Genomic DNA, 18,768 nt, shown 5'->3' with positions numbered 1-18,768 from the left:
CCTCGCTAAACCTGCAGCACAGGGGCGGTACGGGGGCGTCGATACGCTCGGGCGCTGCGCGGATCGGACACGCCACTTACCCCTTTTAGCCCCTTTTAGGTGGGAAAGCTTTGCGCCTGGGATAATGAAGGCGCGCCCGCACACCTCACGGGCGCCCAGATGATTCCGAGGAGTAACGGACAATGTTTGATGCAGAGGCGGGATTCGATTCGCTGCGCAGCCAGGTACTCGAAGACGGTATCGCGTTCGGGACCGACAATCCGGTCAACCCGGGGTTGGAGGACGCCATACGGGCGACGCTGGAACACTCCCACCCCTCGGCAATCGACCCGGTTGCCGTTGTCGTGCTTGAGCAGACCCCCAGACAAGTCGCGGACTTGCGCGACCTCGCCCAAGACCTGCAGCTGGAAACCGGGTACGACACCGTGATCGTCCGCACGCCGCACGTTGCCGCCGCGGTGAGCGACCACCTCACGCGGCACCAGATCGAAACCGCCCAGCGCGCCATGGCGGCTGAGCCTGACTACCCGGAGGGGCTACGCGCGTTTCTCGACACCGCGCAGACGGCCTCGTGGAACTGGGGGCTCGTCGCTGCGGCGATTCTCGCCGGTATCGTGCTCGTCGTGGCCGTGACCGTGCGGCAGGCGGCACGTGCGGCCGAGAGATAAAGCCTTAGTCCTTTACTTAATTCTCGATGAACGGGGTGTGACGGATGTCACGCCCCGTTTTCGCGTGTCGCGTTCGAGCAGGTGAGGGCGGGCTCTCCTCGTCACGTTGGTCATGTTAGAGCGCTTGACGAGTGGGGTTCTTGGTAAAGGTTGTGCAACAGATTGATTAAGTGACGTATGGTGTGGAGGTCGGCTCGCGGGTCGATATTCAGCTCAAACGCACCACGCTTACAGCGGCGTCACGGCAGTACGGGCATGTGGGGAAGCACGCCAAGCACTGGAATGCTGCGACGAGGGTGGGCGCGGGTTGGCTATCTTTCGCGTGGTTCGACACCAGTAGTCAATCAATCGATCTGCACACGTCAAGGGTGCGGGCTTGTCTAGTCAACATGCCCTGCCCGCCGGCGGGGGCGCTCCTGCGTCCCCGCCTGGCGACGCGTGCCGTGAGGAGCTCCTCAAGTGGATATTCGTCCCGTGAGCGCCCGGCCCGCATGGTTGCGTTCCGCAACTGCTGCTGTCGCGTGCTCGACAACCCTCGCCCTTGCCGCTCCGTCGGCTCCCGCCCAAGACAACGGATCCTCCGCGTCCTCCCTCGTCACCCAGGTTTCCTCCATACAGGCGCGCATCGACGCGCTCGACATCGCCATCGGTGATCTCCGGGAGACCGTCAACCGGGCCCTCGTCGACCTCCACGATGCTCAGGCGCGCGCGGAGCAGGCGCGGCGCGGCGCCGAGGAGGCGCGGGCGAGGCTCGCCGCGTCGCAGGTAGACGTCGACACCGCCCGCGCGGACCTGGGTGACCTCACCCGCTTCCAGTACCGCAACCTCGGTTCCCCATCGGCTCTCGACGGCCTCGGCAGCAGCGACGCGCAGCGCGACCTGCTCGACCGCTCGCTCTTCCTGCGGCAGCAGACTGCGGCCAAGCAGGCGAAACTGGACGAGGTGGAGCGGGCGCGCACCGAAGCCGCGAACGAGGAATCCCGACTCCGGCTAGCCAGCGAGCACGCAGAACGCACCGCCCAGGACGCCGTCGCCGCTGAAGCGGACGCGCGCCAGGCCCTCGAATCCGCCCAGTCCGAGCTTGAGGGGCAGTTGGCTGTGCGCGACGCCGCCGTGGCCGATCAGGCCCAGGCACAGGCACAGCTGGCCGAAGTCCGCCAGCCCGCGGAGGCGCCCGTCGGCGCTCCGACCTCCGCCGACACCGCCGGCACCGTCACCGCCACAGACAAGTCCGCCCCGGCTCCCGAGGAGCCCGTGAGCGAGGAAACGGTCTCGGCGGTGGAAACCACCGTTTCGGCGATCGCGCCGGATGCGCCCGCCCCGAGCACGGAGCAGGTCACCCGCGCGGTACAGACGGCCATGGAGTTGGGCGCGACGGAGCCCTACGGGGCCACCCAGCAACCGGATACGGCGGTGACCGACCAGGCGGCCGCCATTGCCGCCGCCGCGGCGCTGGTGGGCTCGTCGCAGGCCGAACACGCGTCCCTCGAGAACCCGTACACGGGCGGCAGCAGTGGCAACGGCAGCAGCAGTAGCAGCAGTAGCAGCAACGCCGAAATCATCGCGGCCTTCGCCGGCGGGCTGTCATCGGTGCTCACCGCGCAGCAGGGCTCGACGAGCGCGGAGGTGACCGAGGTGTTGCCCAAGGTCCCCGACGCGAAGGAAGTCTCCGACACCATCGCGGACACGCTGCCCGCCGCGCCCAACTCGGCGAGGGTGGAAACGGTCATCTCCCGCGCCATGTCGATGGTGGGCACGCCGTACGTCTGGGGCGGCGGAGACGCCAACGGTCCCACGACGGGACTCGGCGGCACGCAAAAGGGATTCGACTGTTCCGGCCTCGTGCTCTACGCATTCGCCGGGGTGGGCATCTCGCTGCCGCACTACACCGGCTACCAGTATCAGCGGGGGACCCAGATCGATCCCCGCCAGGCGCAGCGAGGCGACCTGTTTTTCTGGGGCGACAATGGCGACAGCCACGTCGCCATCTACTTGGGGGACGGGACGATGATCGAGGCGCCCCAGTCCGGGCTGAACGTGCGCGTCACTCCCGTCAGATGGTCCGGAATGTCCCCCAAGGCGGTGCGTCTGCTCTAACATCTAATGCATGGCTTTGAATGACTACGACGCACTCCTCGTCCTCTCCTTCGGCGGCCCCGAAGGGGAGGACGAGGTTATACCTTTTCTGGAGAATGTGACCCGCGGCAGGGGCATTCCTCGCGAGCGCCTCGCGGAAGTCGGTGAGCACTACTTCCACTTCGGCGGGGTGAGCCCCATCAACGGGCAGAACCGCGAAATCATCGCGAACGTGGAAAAGGAGTTGGCGGCGCGCGGCCACGACCTGCCCGTCTACTTCGGCAACCGAAATTGGCACCCGATGTCCGAGGACGCAGTCAGGGAGATCCAGGCGGCAGGCCACCGGCGTGTCTTGGTGTTCGCCACCTCCGCGTGGGGCGGGTACTCGGCCTGCCGGCAGTACGACGAGGACATCCTGCGCCTGCGAGAGATCGCGCCCGAGATCGAGTTCACGAAACTGTGGCAGTTCTACGGCCACCCGACGTTCGTGGAGTTGACGGCGGAGGCGACCCGCGCGGCCTGGGAGGCGGCGGACAAGGCGTCGACAAGGGTCCTGTTCTCGGCGCACTCCGTGCCCGACGCGGCGGACAATTCCTCGGGCGGCCCCGGCGACAGCAATCTGTACTCCCGCCAGGTGGCGGAGGCCTCGCGTCTCGTCGCCCAGGCCGCCGGCGTGGACGACTACGAGGTCGTGTGGCAGTCCCGCTCAGGCAATCCGGCGACCCCGTGGCTGGAGCCGGATGTGGTCGACCGCTCCATGGAGCTCGGCGCCGCGGGCGCGCGCCACATCATCTGCGTGCCCATCGGTTTCATCACCGACCATATGGAGGTCGTGTGGGACCTGGACACCGAGCTCAAGGAGGCGTGCGAAGAGGCCGGCATGACGCTTGACCGCGTGCCCACCGTCGGACTCGACCCGCGGTTCGCGGCGATGGTGGTCGACCTCGCCGAGAACGTGTCGCAGGGGGCCAACCCCGCCAGCCTCTCCAAGGTCACGGTCCAAGGCTGCACCGTCAACGGCGCGCCGTGCGCCCCCGACTGCTGCATGATGCAGCGCCCGGGCAAGCCCGCCCCCAGCCACCCGCAGAACCCGGTGACGTAAGCCAGCTAACGTAGCGACGTCTGCCGGTAGCCACGGACCGCGTCGGCGACACCCGCCATCCGCGCGGTTCGGATATGGCGCCAGAGGGCGAACAGCTGCGGGTCGAAGCTATGGTCGCCCGCGCGTTCCGTGACCGCCTCCACGATGGCGGCCACGCGGTCGGCGCGCGCGAAGAGTTTCGCCGCGCGCGGGGAAACGCCCATGGGCAGCCCCGGCGTGTCGTAGAAGTCGGCCAACGTTCCCACGGTGAGCCGCGGGTTCGGCAGCTCCGTCCGGCCCCCGCCGAGGGCCTCGATGAGCACCGCCGCCTCCTCGGTCGCACGCTTCAGCAGGGCGTCGGCCTCGCCGGGGGAGAGCCAGGACGGTGCCGGGAGCCGGCCGGGCTCCTCGAACCACCGCCACGCCACGCCGTCCGCCGTGTAGCGGGGGACGAGGATGTGGGACACGCCCGCGGCCCCCTTGAGCACGATCGCGCCCGCAGGGCCGAGGGCCTGCGCCGCGGGAGAGCCCGCCGGCAGCCCGGCGGCCTGGCCAGGCCCCCACAAAACGAGACGCACGACGGGTTCGGCTGAGAAAAGGTCGGCGCTGGTGCGGGCGTCGTAAAGCAGCCTGGCCAGGCTCTCATCACCGTAGGAGTGGGTTCCCCCGAGGTCGGTGAGCGCGGCGACTGTCTCGTCCGTCGATTCGGCCGAATACAGCCAGGCGGCCAACCACACGGCCGTGTTCTGCAGGGGGGAATAGACTTCGGCGCGGATATGCATAGGCGGCGATTGTAGCGCAGGGCGGCCGGTAGACTGTCGGGCATTATGACACGACTCGACCCGTACGGCGGAGACATCCTGGCAGGCCACGCTCGGCGGAAAAAGCCCGCGTATCCGGAGGTCCCGGCGGAACCGGGGATTGTTGTGGAGGTCGTCGGCGACGACTTCGTGGGGGCGGTGATCGCCTTCGAGCGCACCTCTGACGGCGACTTCGTCCGGCTCGAGGATCGCCGCGGCACGCAACGGCTGTTCCGCATGCTGCCCGGCGCGTTCCTGTTCGAGGGCGCGCGGGTGACGCTGACGCGGCACGTCGCAAAGCGGGCCCCCGCCGTCTCCAATTCCGGCTCCCGGCGCGTCGAGGGAGTGCGCGCGAAGGTGGCCATGCCCAGCCGCATCTGGGTGGAGGGCATCCACGACGCCGCGATCGTGGAGAAGGTGTGGGGCCATGACCTGCGCGTCGAGGGCGTGGTGGTGGAATACCTCGAGGGGCTGGACAACCTAGCCGAGCGGCTCGCCGAGTTCCAGCCCGGGCCGGGACGCAGGATCGGCGTGCTGGCGGACCACCTCGTCGAGGGCAGCAAGGAAACGCGGCTGGTGGAACACGTGGGGCCCGACGTGCTGGTCACCGGCCACCCCTACATCGACATCTGGGCCGCGGTGAAACCCTCCTCCGTGCGCATCCCGGCGTGGCCGGACGTCCCGTACGGCGAGGACTGGAAGGAGGGAGTGTGTCGGCGGCTGGGTTGGAGCGACCCGAAGGACGGATGGAACCGGGTCTACGGCGCGGTGCACACCTACAAGGATTTGGACCACACGCTCATCGGCGCGGTGGAGCGGCTGGTGGACTTTGTCACCAATCCGGAGCTGAAGAAATCGGACATGTAGCGCATGTAAGGTAGGACTTGTGGGCGCACTCGTATGGTTTATCGCAGCAGTAGTACTGGCCGCACTCGAATTGGCGGCCGGGGAGTTCACGTTCCTCATGATCGCTGCGGGAGCGCTCACCGCGGCCGGGGCCTCCCTCGCAGGGATACCGCTCTGGGCCGAGGTGGCGGTCTTTGTCGCCTCGTCCGCGGCTTTCTGGTTCTTCCTGCGGCCCTTACTGCACAGGCAGTTCCTCAAACCCGGGGTGTACGACGAGACCCCGCGCGCCCTCGTGGGCACTGGCGCGGAGGTGGTTGAGGACATCACCCCCAGCGGGGGCCAAGTGCGTCTCGACGGCACGATCTGGTCCGCCCGCTCCCTCGACCCGGCGGTATCGATCCCGGCCGGCCAGCACGTCACTGTTTCCGATATTGACGGCCCCGTGGCGGTCGTCTGGAAGGAGCCCTAGTGGGCGGCATTGTTGCCATCATCATCATCGCGTTGGTGGTGCTGATTCTGTTCAGTTCCATCAAAATGATCCAGCAGGGCGAGGCGGCCGTCATCGAGCGCCTCGGCCGCTACACCCGCACCGTTTCGGGCGGGGTCACGCTGCTTATTCCGTTCATTGACCGCGTGCGTTCGCGCGTGGACACCCGCGAGCGCGTCGTGTCCTTCCCGCCGCAGGCCGTGATCACCCAGGACAACCTGACCGTCGCCATCGACATCGTGGTCACGTTCCAGATCAACGACCCAGCCAAGGCCATTTACGGAGTGGACAACTACCTAGTGGGCGTGGAGCAGATCTCGGTGGCCACGCTTCGCGACGTCGTCGGCGGGATGACGCTGGAGGAGACCCTGACATCGCGCGAGACGATCAACCGCCGCCTGCGCGGCGAGCTCGACGCCGCCACCGCGAAGTGGGGCCTTCGTATCAGCCGCGTGGAACTCAAGGCCATCGACCCGCCGCCGTCCATCCAGCAGTCCATGGAGATGCAGATGAAGGCGGACCGCGAGAAGCGCGCGATGATTCTCACCGCGGAGGGCAAGCGCGAGTCCGACATCAAGACTGCGGAGGGCGAGAAGCAGGCGCGCATCCTCTCGGCGGAAGGCGAGAAGCACGCGGCCATCCTCGCCGCGGAGGCCGAGCGCCAGGCGATGATCCTGCGCGCCGAGGGCGACCGCGCCGCGAAGTACCTCTCCGCACAGGGTGAGGCCCGCGCGCTGCAGAAGGTCAACGCGGCGATCAAGTCCTCCGGCGTCACGCCGGAGCTGCTGGCCTACCAGTACCTGGAGAAGCTGCCGGAGATCGCCCAGAACGAGGCCGCGACGATGTGGATGATCCCCTCCCAGCTCGGGGACTCCCTGGAGCAGTTCGCCAAGGCCTTCGCCCACAAGGACGACGACGGGGTGTTCCGCTACCAGTCTGCCTCCGTGGACCAGGAGACGAAGGACATGGCGGAGGCCGAAGACACCGACGGGTGGTTCGACACGACCACGGATCCCGAGTTGGCCAAGGCGCTTGCCGAGGCCCGGGCGGTGGCTAACAAGCACGTGGACGCGCCGGATCCGACCATGGTCGAGGGCCGCGGAGTGGACGCACCGAAGGAGCTAGGGCAGTAGGGAAGCCCGGCCGATCAGGTTCAGGGCGAGCTGGACGCCGGCCTGCTCCGCTCGCCACCCGGCCGCCTGCAGCCGCTGGCTCATCGCCTGCTTAGAAATGCCCAGCCGGTCGGCGGCCTCGTTCTGCGTCAGCCCGCGGCGCACCAGCGCCGTGGCTTCGCGGCCCTCGTAGGTGCGCTTGTGCAGGACGTGGCCGATGAGCGCGAACACGGCGGCGATGTCGGGGGCAGCCGTTCCCGCGTCGGCCGGGTCGACCGTGTCCACGATGACGCCCACCGCGGCGGGCTTGACCCCCGTGGCCTCCGTGGCGCTCGCCGCGGCGCTGCCGCGCTGGGTGATGCCCAACCCGATCGCCCAGTTTCCGTCCGAGAGCAGCGCCATAATGAGGTTGAGCGCGTCGTCGGGAGAGTCCACGTGGGCGCGGATGTCCTCGACCCCGACGATCTCGAACTCCCCGACGCCCGGCAGGGTCGACAGCGCCTCGGCGGAGCGCTTCACCAGCTGCGCCCGCCCTTTCTCTCTCCCGCGGTAGCGGGCATGGACAGCAATCATCGCCGTCTAGTCTACCGGGTTTACTTCCGGGTCCCGGCGCGTGGGCACGGAGGCGTCGACAAGCAGGCCCGCGACTCCGACGACGGCGAGTACGCCCATCATCGCCAGGACGAGAACATTGGCCTGGCCGGTCAGCGCGTCGCCGAACACCGCCACGATCACCGTGTTGGGGGCGGAGCCGACGAGCGTGGCCACGGCAAACGGGACCACCGGCACACGTGTCAGGGCCGCGGCATAGTTGAGGATGGAAAACGGCACCACGGCGATCAGCCGGAGGCTGGCGATGGCGAGCCACCCCCGCTCGCGCAGCCGCTGGTTGATCGAGGCGATGGCGGGGTGGGTCAGCCGCGGCTCCACGACGTCGCGCAGAAGGTAACGCACGACAAGGAGCGATATTACCGACGCCACTGTGGTCGCGCTCAGCGCAATGACCACGCCCCACACGGAACCGAAGAGGATGCCGGCGGAGACCGTCATCAACGTGCGGGGGATGGGGAACTGGGTGATCAGGACGTACACAAGCCAGAACACCACCGGGAACCAGTACCCGGTCTGGTCGGCCCAGGTGCGCAGGACGGCGAGCGGGGGGACGTCGAGAAGCAGCCAGGCGGCCACGAACGCGAGCCCCGCCAGGGCGAGCACAGCGATCCGGGATCTGGTCATACGTCCTTCCAATGCAAAAAACCGGCTCCGCGAGGGAGCCGGCCGTCTGTGCCCGAGGGGGGACTTGAACCCCCACGTCCGTTAATAGGACACTAGCACCTCAAGCTAGCGCGTCTGCCATTCCGCCACCCGGGCCGGGTGATGTTTACAAGCCTGGTCGGCTTGGCACTCCGATTACTATAGGGCCCCTCCCGTAGAGTTAACAAATCGCCAGGTGGGGGCATAATTCCACCGATGTTGTTTCCTTCGCCCGTCATCTCACGGAATCATTTCGGGTACAAATTGGAACATGAGTTACTACAACGATCCCCGCTTTCCCGGACCTGACCCGTACGCACCGCTGAAGCAGTTGCCGGCCTTCACGCTCACCTCGACCGACATCGTCGACGGCGAGCGCCTCGCGGACACGCTGGCGGGCGACAACGCTGTGTCGCCGCAGCTGGCGTGGGAGGGGCTGCCGGAGGGCACGAAGTCCCTCGCGGTGACCTGCTTCGACCCGGATGCGCCGACCGCGTCCGGGTTCTGGCACTGGTCGGTTTTCAACATCCCGGTCGACGTCACCGAGCTGCCGTCCGGCGCGGGTTCCACCGAGGACCTCGGCGTCGGCGCCGTCACGCTCGCCGGCGACTCCGGCCAGAAGACGTATTACGGCGCGAACCCGCCCGCGGGCCACGGCCCGCACCGCTACCTCTTCGCCGTCCACGCCGTGGATGTCGAGCAGCTGCCCGCCGACGAGATCGCCAACCCGACGCAGTTGGGTTTCAACCTCTACTTCCACTCGATCGGCCGCGCGATCCTGTGGGGCTGGTACGAGAACTAGCTTAAAATGATCCCGATCCAACTGCGCGTCGGCGGGGCGTTTATCGCCCTCGCCCTCGTCCTTGTCATCTACGCCGCGGTGGCGTTCTTCCGCGGCGAGGGAGTCTTCGAGTTCACCCCGCGCGAGCTGGCCATCTGCCTCGCGGCGCTCTTGTTCGGCGCCAACGCGACGTTCGTGCGCGGCCAGCCACGCTCGCGCGCGCAGGTCCTCGCCCTCGCCGCGGCCGTCGTGCTCGTCATCCTCGGCGTGCTCATGCCGCGCGAGGCGGTGTTTGCCACCCAGACGTACTGGCTGCTGCTGTGGGCGGGCGGAGCGGTGGTGTGCGCCCTTATCCTGCGTCAGAACGCCACGTAAGCCCGCTGCCCACGGCGTCTCGAATCGAGGTCAGGCCGTGGGCTTTGATCTGCGCCGCGACCCCGGCGTGGACCCGGCGGATCCAGCCGGGGCCGCCGTAGATGAACGGCGTGTAGCCCTGTAAGAGGCTCGCCCCGGAGGTGATGCGCTCCCACGCCTGCTCGGGCGTGAAGATCCCGCCGACGCTGACGAGCACCAGGTCGTTCCCGACACGCGCGTGCAGCCGGCGCAGGACGTCAAGCGACCGCGCCGCCAGCGGGGCGCCAGAGACGCCTCCTGCCCCGATCTCGGCGACCCGCCGCGCGTCGGTGACGAGCCCCTCGCGGGAGATGGTCGTGTTCGTCGCCACGATGCCGCTCAGCCCCAGCTCTACGCTGAGATCCGCGACCGCGTCGACGTCGTCGTCGCTCAGATCGGGGGCGATTTTCACCAGCACCGGGGTATTCGTGGCCTCGGTGACCACGCGCAGAATGGGGCGCAGCTCCTCCACCGCCTGCAGGTCGCGCAGCCCCGGGGTGTTGGGGGAGGAGACGTTGACCACCAGGTAATCGGCGAGCGGCCCGAGCGCGGACGCGCCGGCGCGGTAGTCCGCCACTGCGTCGGCGGAGGTCTTGTTCTTGCCGATGTTGATCCCGACCACACCGTCGGACGCCCGCGCCTCAAGGTTCATCGCGGCCGTGAGCGCCCCGTTGTTGTTGAACCCCATCCGGTTGACAATGGCCTTGTCCTCCGGCAGTCGGAACAGCCGGGGCGCCGGGTTTCCCGGCTGCGCCTTCGGGGTGACGGTGCCCAGCTCCGCGTACCCGAAACCGAGCGCCGGCCAGGCGTCGACGGCGGAGGCGTTTTTGTCGAATCCGGCGGCCAGCCCGAGCGGGGCGGGGAAGCGCACGCCGAAGAGGTTCTGCTCCAGCACCGGGTCGTGCACCCGCACAGCCTTCTCTAGCGCCCGGTTAACGGGGCCAGCGGTGTGCAGCACCCTGAGCGCGCCGCCCATCATGGTGTGGATGAGTTCGGGCTCGAGCGTGAACATTGCTTTGAGCGCCGCGCCGTACACGGCGTCGTACACGGTCGTTTTCATGGCTTAGCGTGCTCCTTCGTGTGCGTGCTTCTCCGCCGGCGCGATGACCTGCAGGCCGCCGCCGCTTGCCGACGCCACCACCAACGTGCCGTCCGCTAGCGCCACGACGCCGCGCGCGTCGGCGACCGTCGGCACGCTCACGCGCTCGAGCGGGACGCCCTGCGAGATGTCGTAGCCCGTCGCGGTATTGGTGGCGGTAGACGTCACCCAGGCCAACGAGGCCTCCCCGTCCCAGGCCACACCCCACGGGCTCTCCGCCACGGGCGCGGACTGCTGGAGCCGGATGATGTCCGTCGCGGTGTACACGAGCAGCTGGGAGCCCGTGTTGTCCGCCGCGAGGACGAGCCCGTCGCCACCCGTGGCCACCCCGCCCACGCCCAGGCCGACGCGCAGGGTCCCGCCCTGGCGGCCATTGCCGATGTCGCTGAGGTCGAGATCCTGGATCGTGGTGTCGAAATGGTTCACGCGCACAGCGGCGTCCGGCTGTCCGGCGCGGGGCACGGTGAGCAGCTGGTCGGTCTCGCGAGCGACGCTGAAGCTATCGATCTCGCGGCCGTCGCGGTACACGCGGATCGTGCGCTCGTCCGCGGAGCCGGTGAGCACCTCCCCGGTGGAGGTGACTGCGGCGACGGAGGCGGGTGCGGAGGTGGCAAACGTGGTCTGCCCGGAGGCGTCGATAAGGCGCACCTCGCTGCCGCACGCCACGGCGAATGTCCCGTCGCGCGCGGAGACGTCGCCGCAGGCCGGGTCCAGCGGGTAGCGCTCCGCGGAGCCGTCGAGCACCGCGTCCAGGGTTCCCACGGCGAGCTCCGACGCGGTACGCACCGCCACGAGCTCACCCGTCGCGTCCAGGTCCGCGACCGCCTCGAAGGAGTGCAGCTGACCGGCCACCTCACCCGCCTGCGGCGACGCCTCGGGAGTCGCGTTTCCCATCCCGGCCTCGGTCTCGGTGCCCTCATCACCCTGGGATGTCTGGCACCCGGCGAGGAACAGCGCCGCGGACAGTACTCCGGCAAGTACCGGCAAGCTCAACGTTTTCACACGGTTTACCCTAGCAACCGGACACGCGCCCCGGACCCGGCGTCACCGTGCGGGAATTCGCGGCTGGCGCGAGTAGCGTGTCTGGGCATGAACATCCCAACTGATGCCGAACCGATGAGCTGGCTCCAGGTGATCGTCCTGTCCGTGGTGCAGGGGTTGACGGAGTTTCTGCCGGTCTCCTCCTCGGGTCATCTTCGCATTGTCTCAGAGCTGTTCTGGGGAGAGGATGCGGGCGCGAGCTTCACCGCCGTCATCCAGCTCGGCACCGAGCTCGCCGTGCTCGTGTTCTTCGCCAGGGAGATCTGGCGGATCCTCACCGGGTGGTTCGCCGGGTTGTTCAACGCGGACAAGCGCGGCTTCGACTACCGCATGGGGTGGATGGTCATCGTCGGCACCATCCCCGTCGCCCTGCTGGGTGTGCTGCTCAAGGACCTCATCCGTGAAAACTTCCGCAACCTGTGGATCACCGCCACGGTGCTGATTCTCTTCTCGCTCGTGTTCATCCTGGCGGAGCGCCGCGGCACAAAGAGCCGCGGGTACGAGGAGTTGACCATGAAGGACGCGATCATCATGGGCCTGTGGCAGAGCCTAGCGCTCATCCCCGGGGTGTCGCGTTCCGGCGGCACAATCTCGGGCGGCCTGTTCCTCAACCTCGACCGCGAGGTGGCCACCCGGTTCAGCTTCCTGCTGGCCATCCCCGCCGTGCTCGCCTCCGGCCTGTTCTCGCTTCCCGACGCCTTCGCCCCCCAGGCCGGCCAGGCCGCGACCGGAATGCAGCTGCTCGTCGGCAGCGGCATCGCGTTCGTGCTGGGGTACATCTCCATCGCCTGGCTGCTGAAGTTCGTGGCCAACCACTCGTTTGCCTGGTTCGCCGCCTACCGGATCCCGCTGGGTCTGCTCGTCATGGTGCTGCTCACCACCGGCGTCATGAGCCCGCTCTAAGGTGGTTGTAGGGTAGTCAGCATGCATTCTTGGCCCGCCCCCGAGGTTCCTGAGGTGTCCTGCACCCCAGTCGAGCTCGCCCTCTTCGATACCGCCGACCAAGCAGTCAAGCGTGTCGACGTCACCCCCGACGCCAACGGCGAGGTGGGCATGTACGTCTGCGGTATCACCCCGTACGACTCGACGCACTTGGGTCACGCGGCCACCTACCTCACCTTCGACCTCGTCCAGCGCCAGCTCATCGCCAACGGCCACAAGGTCCATTACGTCCAGAACATCACCGACGTGGACGACCCGCTGTTCGAGCGGGCCGAGCGCGACGGCGTGGATTGGCGCGAACTGGGCCAGCAGCAGATTGACCTGTTCCGCTCGGACATGACCGTGCTGGGGATTATCCCCCCGCGCGACTACATCGGGGCGATCGAGGCCGTGCCCGAGGTCGTGGAGATGGTGCGCACTTTGTCCGCTTCCGGCGCGGCCTACGAGATCGACCACGGTGACATCTACGCCTCCATCGACGCCACCGACCACTTCGGGTACGCCTCGAACTACACCCGCGCCGAGATGGAGGAGGCCTTCGCCGAGCGCGGCGGGGATCCGCAGCGCGAGGGCAAGCGCGACACACTCGACGCTTTGGTCTGGCGTGGCCGCCGCGAGGGCGAGCCCGCCTGGGAGTCGCCCTTCGGCCCGGGCCGGCCCGGCTGGCACATCGAGTGTTCGGCGATCGCCACCAACCGTCTCGGCCCGAGCTTCGCCATCCAGGGCGGGGGATCGGACTTGGCGTTCCCGCATCACGAGTTCTCCGCGGCCCACGCGGAGGCGGCCTACGGGATCCCGCGCATGGCCGGCCACTATGTGCACGCCGGCATGATCGCGCTGGACGGCGTGAAGATGTCGAAGTCCCTGGGGAACCTGGTGTTCGTGCACAAACTCACAGAACAGGGCCACGAGCCGTCGGCGATCCGCCTGGCGCTGTTCGCCGACCACTACCGCAGCGACCGCGAGTTCTCGGACGAGGTCCTCACCGCGGCCGAAGAGCGGCTCGCGCGCTGGCGGGAGGCGCTGACCAAGGAGGTTCCCGCCGGCGACGCCGCCGCGGTCGTCGATAAGCTTCGTGCCGCCCTGGCCAACGACCTGGACACGCCTGAGGCCCTGCGGATCGTCGACGGGGCCGCAGGCGACAACGGCGGGATGATCGCGCGCGCTCTGGACGGTCTGCTGGGCGTGCGCGTCTAAGCGTTTTCGTCCACAATGAACCCATGACCATCCGCGAGCAGTTCCAAGACGACGTCGACGAATTCATCTCCGACCTGAGCACTTTCGCAACCGGCTCCTACCTCCGCGACGAGGACAAGGAGCTGTGGGACGAGCCCTTCGACCCCGCCGTGCTGCCCGAACTGAAGGCCATGATCGAGGGCTTCCTCGACGGGCTCGAGCTCCTCGGCGACGACCCCGCGGGCGAGGACCTGAAGAAAGTGGTCGTCCCGTTTTACGCCGCGCTGGGCGAGTTCAACGCCGCGAACGCGGACGCCGTTCTGGAGCCGGAGGAGAAGGCTGACCTGGAGAGCCTGGTGTTCCGGGCGGCCGCGGCCACCGGCGCGGACGACGAGGCCCTCAACGAGCTTCCCGAGCTGGAGTAGCGTGTCGCCCGAAGCCATCTTCTGGGACATGGACGGCACGCTGGTCGACACGGAGCCGCTGTGGGGGATCGCCACCTACGAGCTTTCGGAGAGGCTGGGCCGCAGGCTCACCCCCCAGCTGCGCGAAAAGACGATCGGTGGCAGCTTCGCCAACACGTTAAGCGTCGCCGCCGGCCACGCCGGGGTCGACCTCGGCGAGGGAGACTACGCGCGTCACAAGCGCTGGATGTATGCGCGCATGGCCGAGCTGCTTGCCGGCAACCTCGAGCCGAACCCGGGGGTCCGCGGCCTCCTGACCTCCCTCAAAGACACCGGAATCCCGATGCTCGTGACCACCAACACCGAGCGCGAACTTGCCGACGCCTGTATCGACGCGGTCGGACGCGAGTTCTTCGTGGATTCGATCACCGGCGACGAGGTGGACAACCCCAAGCCGGCCCCCGACATGTACCTGGAGGCCGCGCGCCGGGTGGGCCACGAGCCCGCCGACTGCCTCGTGTTCGAGGACTCGTGGGCGGGGATGAGCGCGGCCGCCGCGGCGGGGTGCCGGGTGCTGGGGCTCGCGGACGAGGTTCCTGCCGGCGTCACCGCCTTCGACCCGGCAGACTTCGTGGGCGCGACCGCCCCGGATGTCCTGCAACTGTACGCGGATCTTGCCAACGCTTAGAGTGCGATAGAGTTGGATACCGTGAAAAACTTCGATGAACTGTTTGCCGAGCTCTCCGACAAAGCCGCCTCCCGGCCCGCCGGCTCCGGGACCGTGAAGGCGCTGGACAGCGGCGAGCATTACATCGGCAAGAAGATCATCGAGGAGGCGGGCGAGGTGTGGATCGCCGCCGAATACCAGTCCGACGTGGAGCTCGCCGAGGAAATGAGCCAGCTGCTCTACTGGACGCAGGTGATGATGCTCAAGCGCGGCCTCACCTTGGACGACGTGTACAAGTACCTCTAAAGGGAGAACCATGATCAAGGTTGCTGTGCCCAACAAGGGCTCACTGTCCGAGAAGGCGGTCGAGGTTCTGCGCGAAGCCGGATACAAGGGGCGTGGGGTGAACAAGGCGCTCAACGTCATCGACGAGGACAACGGCGTCGAGTTCTACTTCCTGCGCCCGAAGGATATCGCGATCTACGTGGCGCAGGGCCACCTCGACTTGGGCATCACCGGCCGCGATCTCGCCGCGGACTCGCGCGCCAATGTCGAGGAAGTCATGTCGCTAGGGTTCGGCTCGTCCACTTTCCGCTTCGCCGCCCCGGCGGGGCAGCAGTGGGCGGTGGAGGATCTGGCGGGCGCACGCATCGCCACCTCGTACCCGCACCTTGTCACCGACTACCTCGCCGAGCGGTCCATCGTTCCCGCCGAGGTGATCCGCCTTGACGGGGCCGTCGAGATCGCCATCAAGCTCGGCGTGGCCGACGCCATCGCGGACGTCGTGTCCACGGGCGCGACGCTGCGGCAGCAGGGCCTCGCTCCCTTCGGCGAGCCCATCGTCGGCAGCGAGGCCGTGGTGATCCGCCGCCGCGGCAACGCGGGAGGCCCCGAGCACGACGTGCTCCTCGAGCGCATCCGCGGCATCCTCAACGCGCAGAACTTCCTCATGGTGGACTACAACATCGCCCGCGAGCACCTCGACGCGGCCGCCGCCATCACCCCCGGCATCACCGGGCCGACGGTGTCGCCGCTCTCGCGCGACGGCTGGGTCGCGGTGCGCGCGATGGTGCCGCGCAAGAAGGCGAACCAGACGATGGATCAGCTCGCGGCCGTGGGCGCGGAGGGGATTTTGGCCACAGAGCTGCGAATCGCCAGGCTCTAGGCGCCGGGTCCTGCGTATGCTGGCGGGCATGGCGACTCGAATCGAAGAAGACCTTCTCGGAACCCTGGAAGTGCCCTCCGACGTGTACTACGGAGTACACACGCTGAGGGCGGTGGACAATTTCCGCATCTCGGGAACCAAGATCAATGATCTCCCCGATTTCATCCGCGGCATGGTGCAGGTGAAGAAGGCGGCGGCGCTTGCTAATCGACGCCTCCACGTCCTGCCGAAGTCCAAAGCGGAGGCAATCATGTGGGCCTGTGACGAGATCATCGTCAACGGCCGGTGCCTCGATCAATTCCCCGTGGATGTCTACCAGGGCGGCGCCGGCACGTCCGTGAACATGAACGTCAACGAGGTCGTCGCCAATCTCGCGCTCGAGTACCTCGGCAAAGACAAGGGCTCCTACGACGTCATTAACCCCAACGACGACGTCAACATGTCGCAGTCCACCAACGACGCGTACCCCACCGGTTTCCGCCTCGGGCTCTACTACTCGGTCCAGGGCCTGCTCACGCAGCTCGACGAGCTGCAAAAGGCGCTCCGCGCGAAGGGAGACGAATTCAACGACATCCTGAAGATGGGCCGTACCCAGCTGCAGGACGCCGTGCCCATGACCCTGGGCCAGGAGTTCACCGCCTTCGGCGCCAACCTGGCCGAGGAGCAGCGCACCATCTCGACCGCGGCGAACGCGCTGCTGGAGATCAACCTCGGAGCCACCGCCATCGGCACCGGCATCAACACCCCGAGCGGCTACCGCGACCAGGCTGTCGCCGCGCTGCGCGAAGTCACCGGGCTCGACATCCAGGCCTCGCCCGACCTCATCGAGGCCACCTCGGACACCGGCGGGTACGTGATGATGCACTCCGCGATCAAGCGGGCGGCCATGAAGCTGTCCAAGATCTGCAACGATCTGCGCCTGCTGTCCTCCGGGCCGCGAGCGGGACTCAACGAGATCAACCTGCCGGAGCGCCAGGCCGGGTCGTCGATAATGCCCGCGAAGGTCAACCCCGTCATCCCCGAGGTGGTCAACCAGGTGTGCTTCAAGGTGTTCGGTAACGACGTCACGGTTTCCATGGCCGCCGAGGCCGGCCAGTTGCAGCTCAACGTGATGGAGCCGGTGATCGCGCAGTCGCTGTTCGGTTCCGTCAAGCTGCTCACCAACGCCGCGGCGACGCTGCGGGAGAAGTGCGTCACGGGTATCACCGCCAACCGAGAGGTGTGCGAGGGCTATGTGGCAAACTCCATCGGCATCATCACCTACCTCAACCCGCTCATCGGCCACCACAACGGCGACTTGGTGGGCAAGGAGGCCGCGCGTACCGGGCGGGGCGTGAGAGAAATCGTTCTGGAAAAGGGGCTGCTCTCCGAAGAGGAGCTCGACCGGGCGTTGAGCAAACAGAACCTCATGCACCCCGAGTTCCGAGGCAAGCTCTACCTCGACGACGCGGAGGCATAGGGCCGCTTGTTGCTCGCGGTCCACATCCTCATACTGCTGGGCGCCATCGTTCTCGGCGCCCGGATGGGTTCCATCGCCATCGGTTTCGCCGGCGGCCTGGGCGTCTTGCTGCTCGGGGTAACCGGCATGACCGTCACGGCCGAGGACATCCCGTTTGACGTCATCGGCATCATCATGTGCGTCATCGCCGCGATCTCCGCGATGCAGCTGGCGGGCGGCATGGACTACCTCGTCTACCTCGCGGAGAAGTTCCTTAGGCGCAACCCTCGGCGCATCACGTACTACGCCCCGATTGTCACGTGGCTGATGACAACGCTGGCGGGAACCGGCCACACCGCCTTTTCGACGCTGCCGGTCATCGTCGAGGTTTCCAAGGAAGGCGACGTGCGCCCGTCGCGCCCGCTCTCCGTCGCGGTCATTGCCTCGCAAATGGCCATCGTCGCTTCCCCCATCTCCGCCGCCGTCGTGTTCATGGCCTCGATCGTGGAGCCGCTCGGGGTGGGCTACCTGCAGCTTTTGGCGGTCATGATCCCGGCGACGTTCCTCGCGATTTTCCCCACCGCCTGGGTGGCGAACCGGCTGGGTAAGGAACTGCACTCAGACCCCGTCTACCTGGAGCGCAGGGCGGCGGGCGAGGTGAGTGTCCCGGACGCGCAGTCCGCCTACAGTGCCCCACGCGGCGCCCGGGCGTCCGTCGGGATCTTTGTCGCGGCCATCGTCGCGGTGATCATCTACGCCACGCTCATCTCGGAGCAGGTGGGGCTGGTCGCCGAGCCGACCGTCCCGCGCAACGAGGCGATCATGGCGATTATGCTCACCACCGCCACGATCATCTTGCTCGTCGCACGCAGCCGCGCTGTGGAGATCCTGGGCACCCAGGTGTTCCGCTCCGGGATGTCCGCGTCGGTGTGCGTCCTCGGCGTGGCGTGGCTTGGCACGACGTTTATCAACCACTACATCGAGGACATCAAGGCCGTTTCCGGGTCCGTGCTCCAGGCCCAGCCGTGGCTGCTGGCCGTGGTGCTGTTCTTCGCGGCCTCGCTGCTGTACTCCCAGGCCGCGACCACCAAGGCCCTCATGCCGGCCGCGCTCGCTATCGGGGTGAGCCCGCTGACGGCCGTCGCCGCGTTCCCCGCGGTCTCCGCGCTGTTCGTGCTTCCGACGTACCCCACCCTTCTCGCCGCGGTGGAGATGGACGACACGGGCTCGACCCGTATCGGCAAATACGTCTTTGACCACCCGTTCATCGTTCCGGGCGTCATCTGCATCACGGTGTCCGTGCTCCTCGGGTACGGAATCGGGACGCTTGTACCGTAG

Annotated in this window: 21 protein-coding genes and 1 tRNA gene; 16 read left to right on the top strand and 6 right to left on the bottom strand. The window is 67.6% G+C overall.

Features of this window, described 5'->3' with window-relative positions:
* The first annotated feature begins 182 nt into the window (after positions 1–182).
* The 3 genes from BLS40_RS02815 (at position 183) to BLS40_RS02805 (ending at position 3,846) form a co-directional block, all read left to right on the top strand.
* The gene (locus BLS40_RS02815; RefSeq protein WP_092148470.1) at positions 183–668 is read left to right on the top strand and encodes an Rv1476 family membrane protein; all 486 of its coding nucleotides are present in this window, start codon (positions 183–185) and stop codon (positions 666–668) included.
* Positions 669–1,127: 459 nt separating this feature from the next.
* Positions 1,128–2,765 (top strand): DIP1281 family NlpC/P60 protein, encoded by a 1,638-nt coding sequence (locus tag BLS40_RS11300; RefSeq protein WP_269456792.1) that lies wholly within the window; start codon positions 1,128–1,130, stop codon positions 2,763–2,765.
* Between the two features lie 10 nt (positions 2,766–2,775).
* Positions 2,776–3,846 carry a ferrochelatase gene (locus tag BLS40_RS02805; protein WP_092148468.1) on the top strand — a complete coding sequence of 357 codons (1,071 nt, stop codon included), beginning with the start codon at positions 2,776–2,778 and terminating at the stop codon, positions 3,844–3,846.
* Positions 3,847–3,851: 5 nt separating this feature from the next.
* On the opposite strand, the gene BLS40_RS02800 is transcribed toward BLS40_RS02805, so the two are convergent.
* On the bottom strand, positions 3,852–4,607 hold the full coding sequence (locus BLS40_RS02800) for a hypothetical protein (RefSeq protein WP_092148465.1): 756 nt from the start codon (positions 4,605–4,607) through the stop codon (positions 3,852–3,854).
* Positions 4,608–4,652: 45 nt separating this feature from the next.
* Between BLS40_RS02800 and BLS40_RS02795 the strand changes: the two genes are divergently transcribed.
* The 3 genes from BLS40_RS02795 to BLS40_RS02785 are packed head-to-tail and all read left to right on the top strand — an operon-like array spanning position 4,653 to position 7,091.
* Complete coding sequence (locus BLS40_RS02795; protein ID WP_092148462.1) at positions 4,653–5,492, top strand: DUF3097 domain-containing protein; 840 nt, start codon at positions 4,653–4,655, stop codon at positions 5,490–5,492.
* A 19-nt stretch (positions 5,493–5,511) separates the two neighbouring features.
* Positions 5,512–5,940, top strand: a complete 429-nt coding sequence (locus BLS40_RS02790; protein ID WP_092148459.1) for an NfeD family protein — start codon at positions 5,512–5,514, stop codon at positions 5,938–5,940.
* On the top strand, positions 5,940–7,091 hold the full coding sequence (locus BLS40_RS02785; protein WP_092148456.1) for an SPFH domain-containing protein: 1,152 nt from the start codon (positions 5,940–5,942) through the stop codon (positions 7,089–7,091). Before BLS40_RS02790 ends, BLS40_RS02785 begins: the two co-directional genes overlap by 1 nt.
* On the opposite strand, the gene BLS40_RS02780 is transcribed toward BLS40_RS02785, so the two are convergent.
* From BLS40_RS02780 to BLS40_RS02770, 3 genes are all read right to left on the bottom strand, one after another.
* The gene (locus tag BLS40_RS02780; RefSeq protein WP_092148453.1) at positions 7,080–7,643 is read right to left on the bottom strand and encodes a MarR family transcriptional regulator; all 564 of its coding nucleotides are present in this window, start codon (positions 7,641–7,643) and stop codon (positions 7,080–7,082) included. The genes BLS40_RS02785 and BLS40_RS02780 overlap by 12 nt on opposite strands.
* Positions 7,644–7,649: 6 nt before the next feature.
* On the bottom strand, positions 7,650–8,306 hold the full coding sequence (locus tag BLS40_RS02775) for a TVP38/TMEM64 family protein (RefSeq protein WP_092148450.1): 657 nt from the start codon (positions 8,304–8,306) through the stop codon (positions 7,650–7,652).
* A gap of 49 nt (positions 8,307–8,355) precedes the next feature.
* Positions 8,356–8,441 (bottom strand) — tRNA-Leu (locus BLS40_RS02770).
* A 154-nt stretch (positions 8,442–8,595) separates the two neighbouring features.
* On the opposite strand from BLS40_RS02770, the gene BLS40_RS02765 reads away from it, so the two are divergent.
* Positions 8,596–9,126: a YbhB/YbcL family Raf kinase inhibitor-like protein gene (locus BLS40_RS02765; protein WP_092148447.1), complete on the top strand. Its 531-nt coding sequence runs from the start codon at positions 8,596–8,598 to the stop codon at positions 9,124–9,126.
* A gap of 6 nt (positions 9,127–9,132) precedes the next feature.
* Positions 9,133–9,480, top strand: a complete 348-nt coding sequence (locus BLS40_RS02760) for a hypothetical protein (protein WP_092148444.1) — start codon at positions 9,133–9,135, stop codon at positions 9,478–9,480.
* Here BLS40_RS02760 and BLS40_RS02755 read toward each other — a convergent pair.
* A complete protein-coding gene (locus tag BLS40_RS02755; protein ID WP_092148441.1) occupies positions 9,455–10,558 on the bottom strand; it encodes a quinone-dependent dihydroorotate dehydrogenase in 1,104 nt (367 codons plus the stop codon). The genes BLS40_RS02760 and BLS40_RS02755 overlap by 26 nt on opposite strands.
* A gap of 3 nt (positions 10,559–10,561) precedes the next feature.
* Positions 10,562–11,599: a YncE family protein gene (locus tag BLS40_RS02750; protein WP_092148437.1), complete on the bottom strand. Its 1,038-nt coding sequence runs from the start codon at positions 11,597–11,599 to the stop codon at positions 10,562–10,564.
* A gap of 87 nt (positions 11,600–11,686) precedes the next feature.
* Between BLS40_RS02750 and BLS40_RS02745 the strand changes: the two genes are divergently transcribed.
* The 8 genes from BLS40_RS02745 to BLS40_RS02710 are packed head-to-tail and all read left to right on the top strand — an operon-like array spanning position 11,687 to position 18,768.
* Entirely contained in the window at positions 11,687–12,541 is an 855-nt protein-coding gene (locus BLS40_RS02745) for an undecaprenyl-diphosphate phosphatase (protein WP_092148433.1), read from the top strand.
* A 21-nt stretch (positions 12,542–12,562) separates the two neighbouring features.
* Positions 12,563–13,777: a cysteine--1-D-myo-inosityl 2-amino-2-deoxy-alpha-D-glucopyranoside ligase gene (gene mshC / locus BLS40_RS02740; RefSeq protein ID WP_092148430.1), complete on the top strand. Its 1,215-nt coding sequence runs from the start codon at positions 12,563–12,565 to the stop codon at positions 13,775–13,777.
* Between the two features lie 23 nt (positions 13,778–13,800).
* Positions 13,801–14,181, top strand: coding sequence for a hypothetical protein (locus BLS40_RS02735; protein ID WP_092148427.1), 381 nt, complete (start codon positions 13,801–13,803; stop codon positions 14,179–14,181).
* A 1-nt stretch (position 14,182) separates the two neighbouring features.
* Positions 14,183–14,848, top strand: coding sequence for an HAD family hydrolase (locus BLS40_RS02730; protein ID WP_407922415.1), 666 nt, complete (start codon positions 14,183–14,185; stop codon positions 14,846–14,848).
* A gap of 21 nt (positions 14,849–14,869) precedes the next feature.
* Complete coding sequence (locus BLS40_RS02725; RefSeq protein WP_092148424.1) at positions 14,870–15,133, top strand: phosphoribosyl-ATP diphosphatase; 264 nt, start codon at positions 14,870–14,872, stop codon at positions 15,131–15,133.
* A gap of 10 nt (positions 15,134–15,143) precedes the next feature.
* Complete coding sequence (hisG, locus tag BLS40_RS02720; protein ID WP_092148421.1) at positions 15,144–15,992, top strand: ATP phosphoribosyltransferase; 849 nt, start codon at positions 15,144–15,146, stop codon at positions 15,990–15,992.
* Between the two features lie 28 nt (positions 15,993–16,020).
* Positions 16,021–17,451, top strand: coding sequence for an aspartate ammonia-lyase (gene aspA, locus BLS40_RS02715; RefSeq protein WP_092152084.1), 1,431 nt, complete (start codon positions 16,021–16,023; stop codon positions 17,449–17,451).
* A 6-nt stretch (positions 17,452–17,457) separates the two neighbouring features.
* Complete coding sequence (locus BLS40_RS02710; RefSeq protein ID WP_092148418.1) at positions 17,458–18,768, top strand: anaerobic C4-dicarboxylate transporter; 1,311 nt, start codon at positions 17,458–17,460, stop codon at positions 18,766–18,768.

Source organism: Corynebacterium mycetoides, assembly GCF_900103625.1.
GTDB classification, from domain to species: Bacteria; Actinomycetota; Actinomycetes; order Mycobacteriales; family Mycobacteriaceae; genus Corynebacterium; species Corynebacterium mycetoides.
Note: the sequence above shows the minus strand (reverse complement) of the source record. Positions and strands in the feature narration are given on the sequence as shown.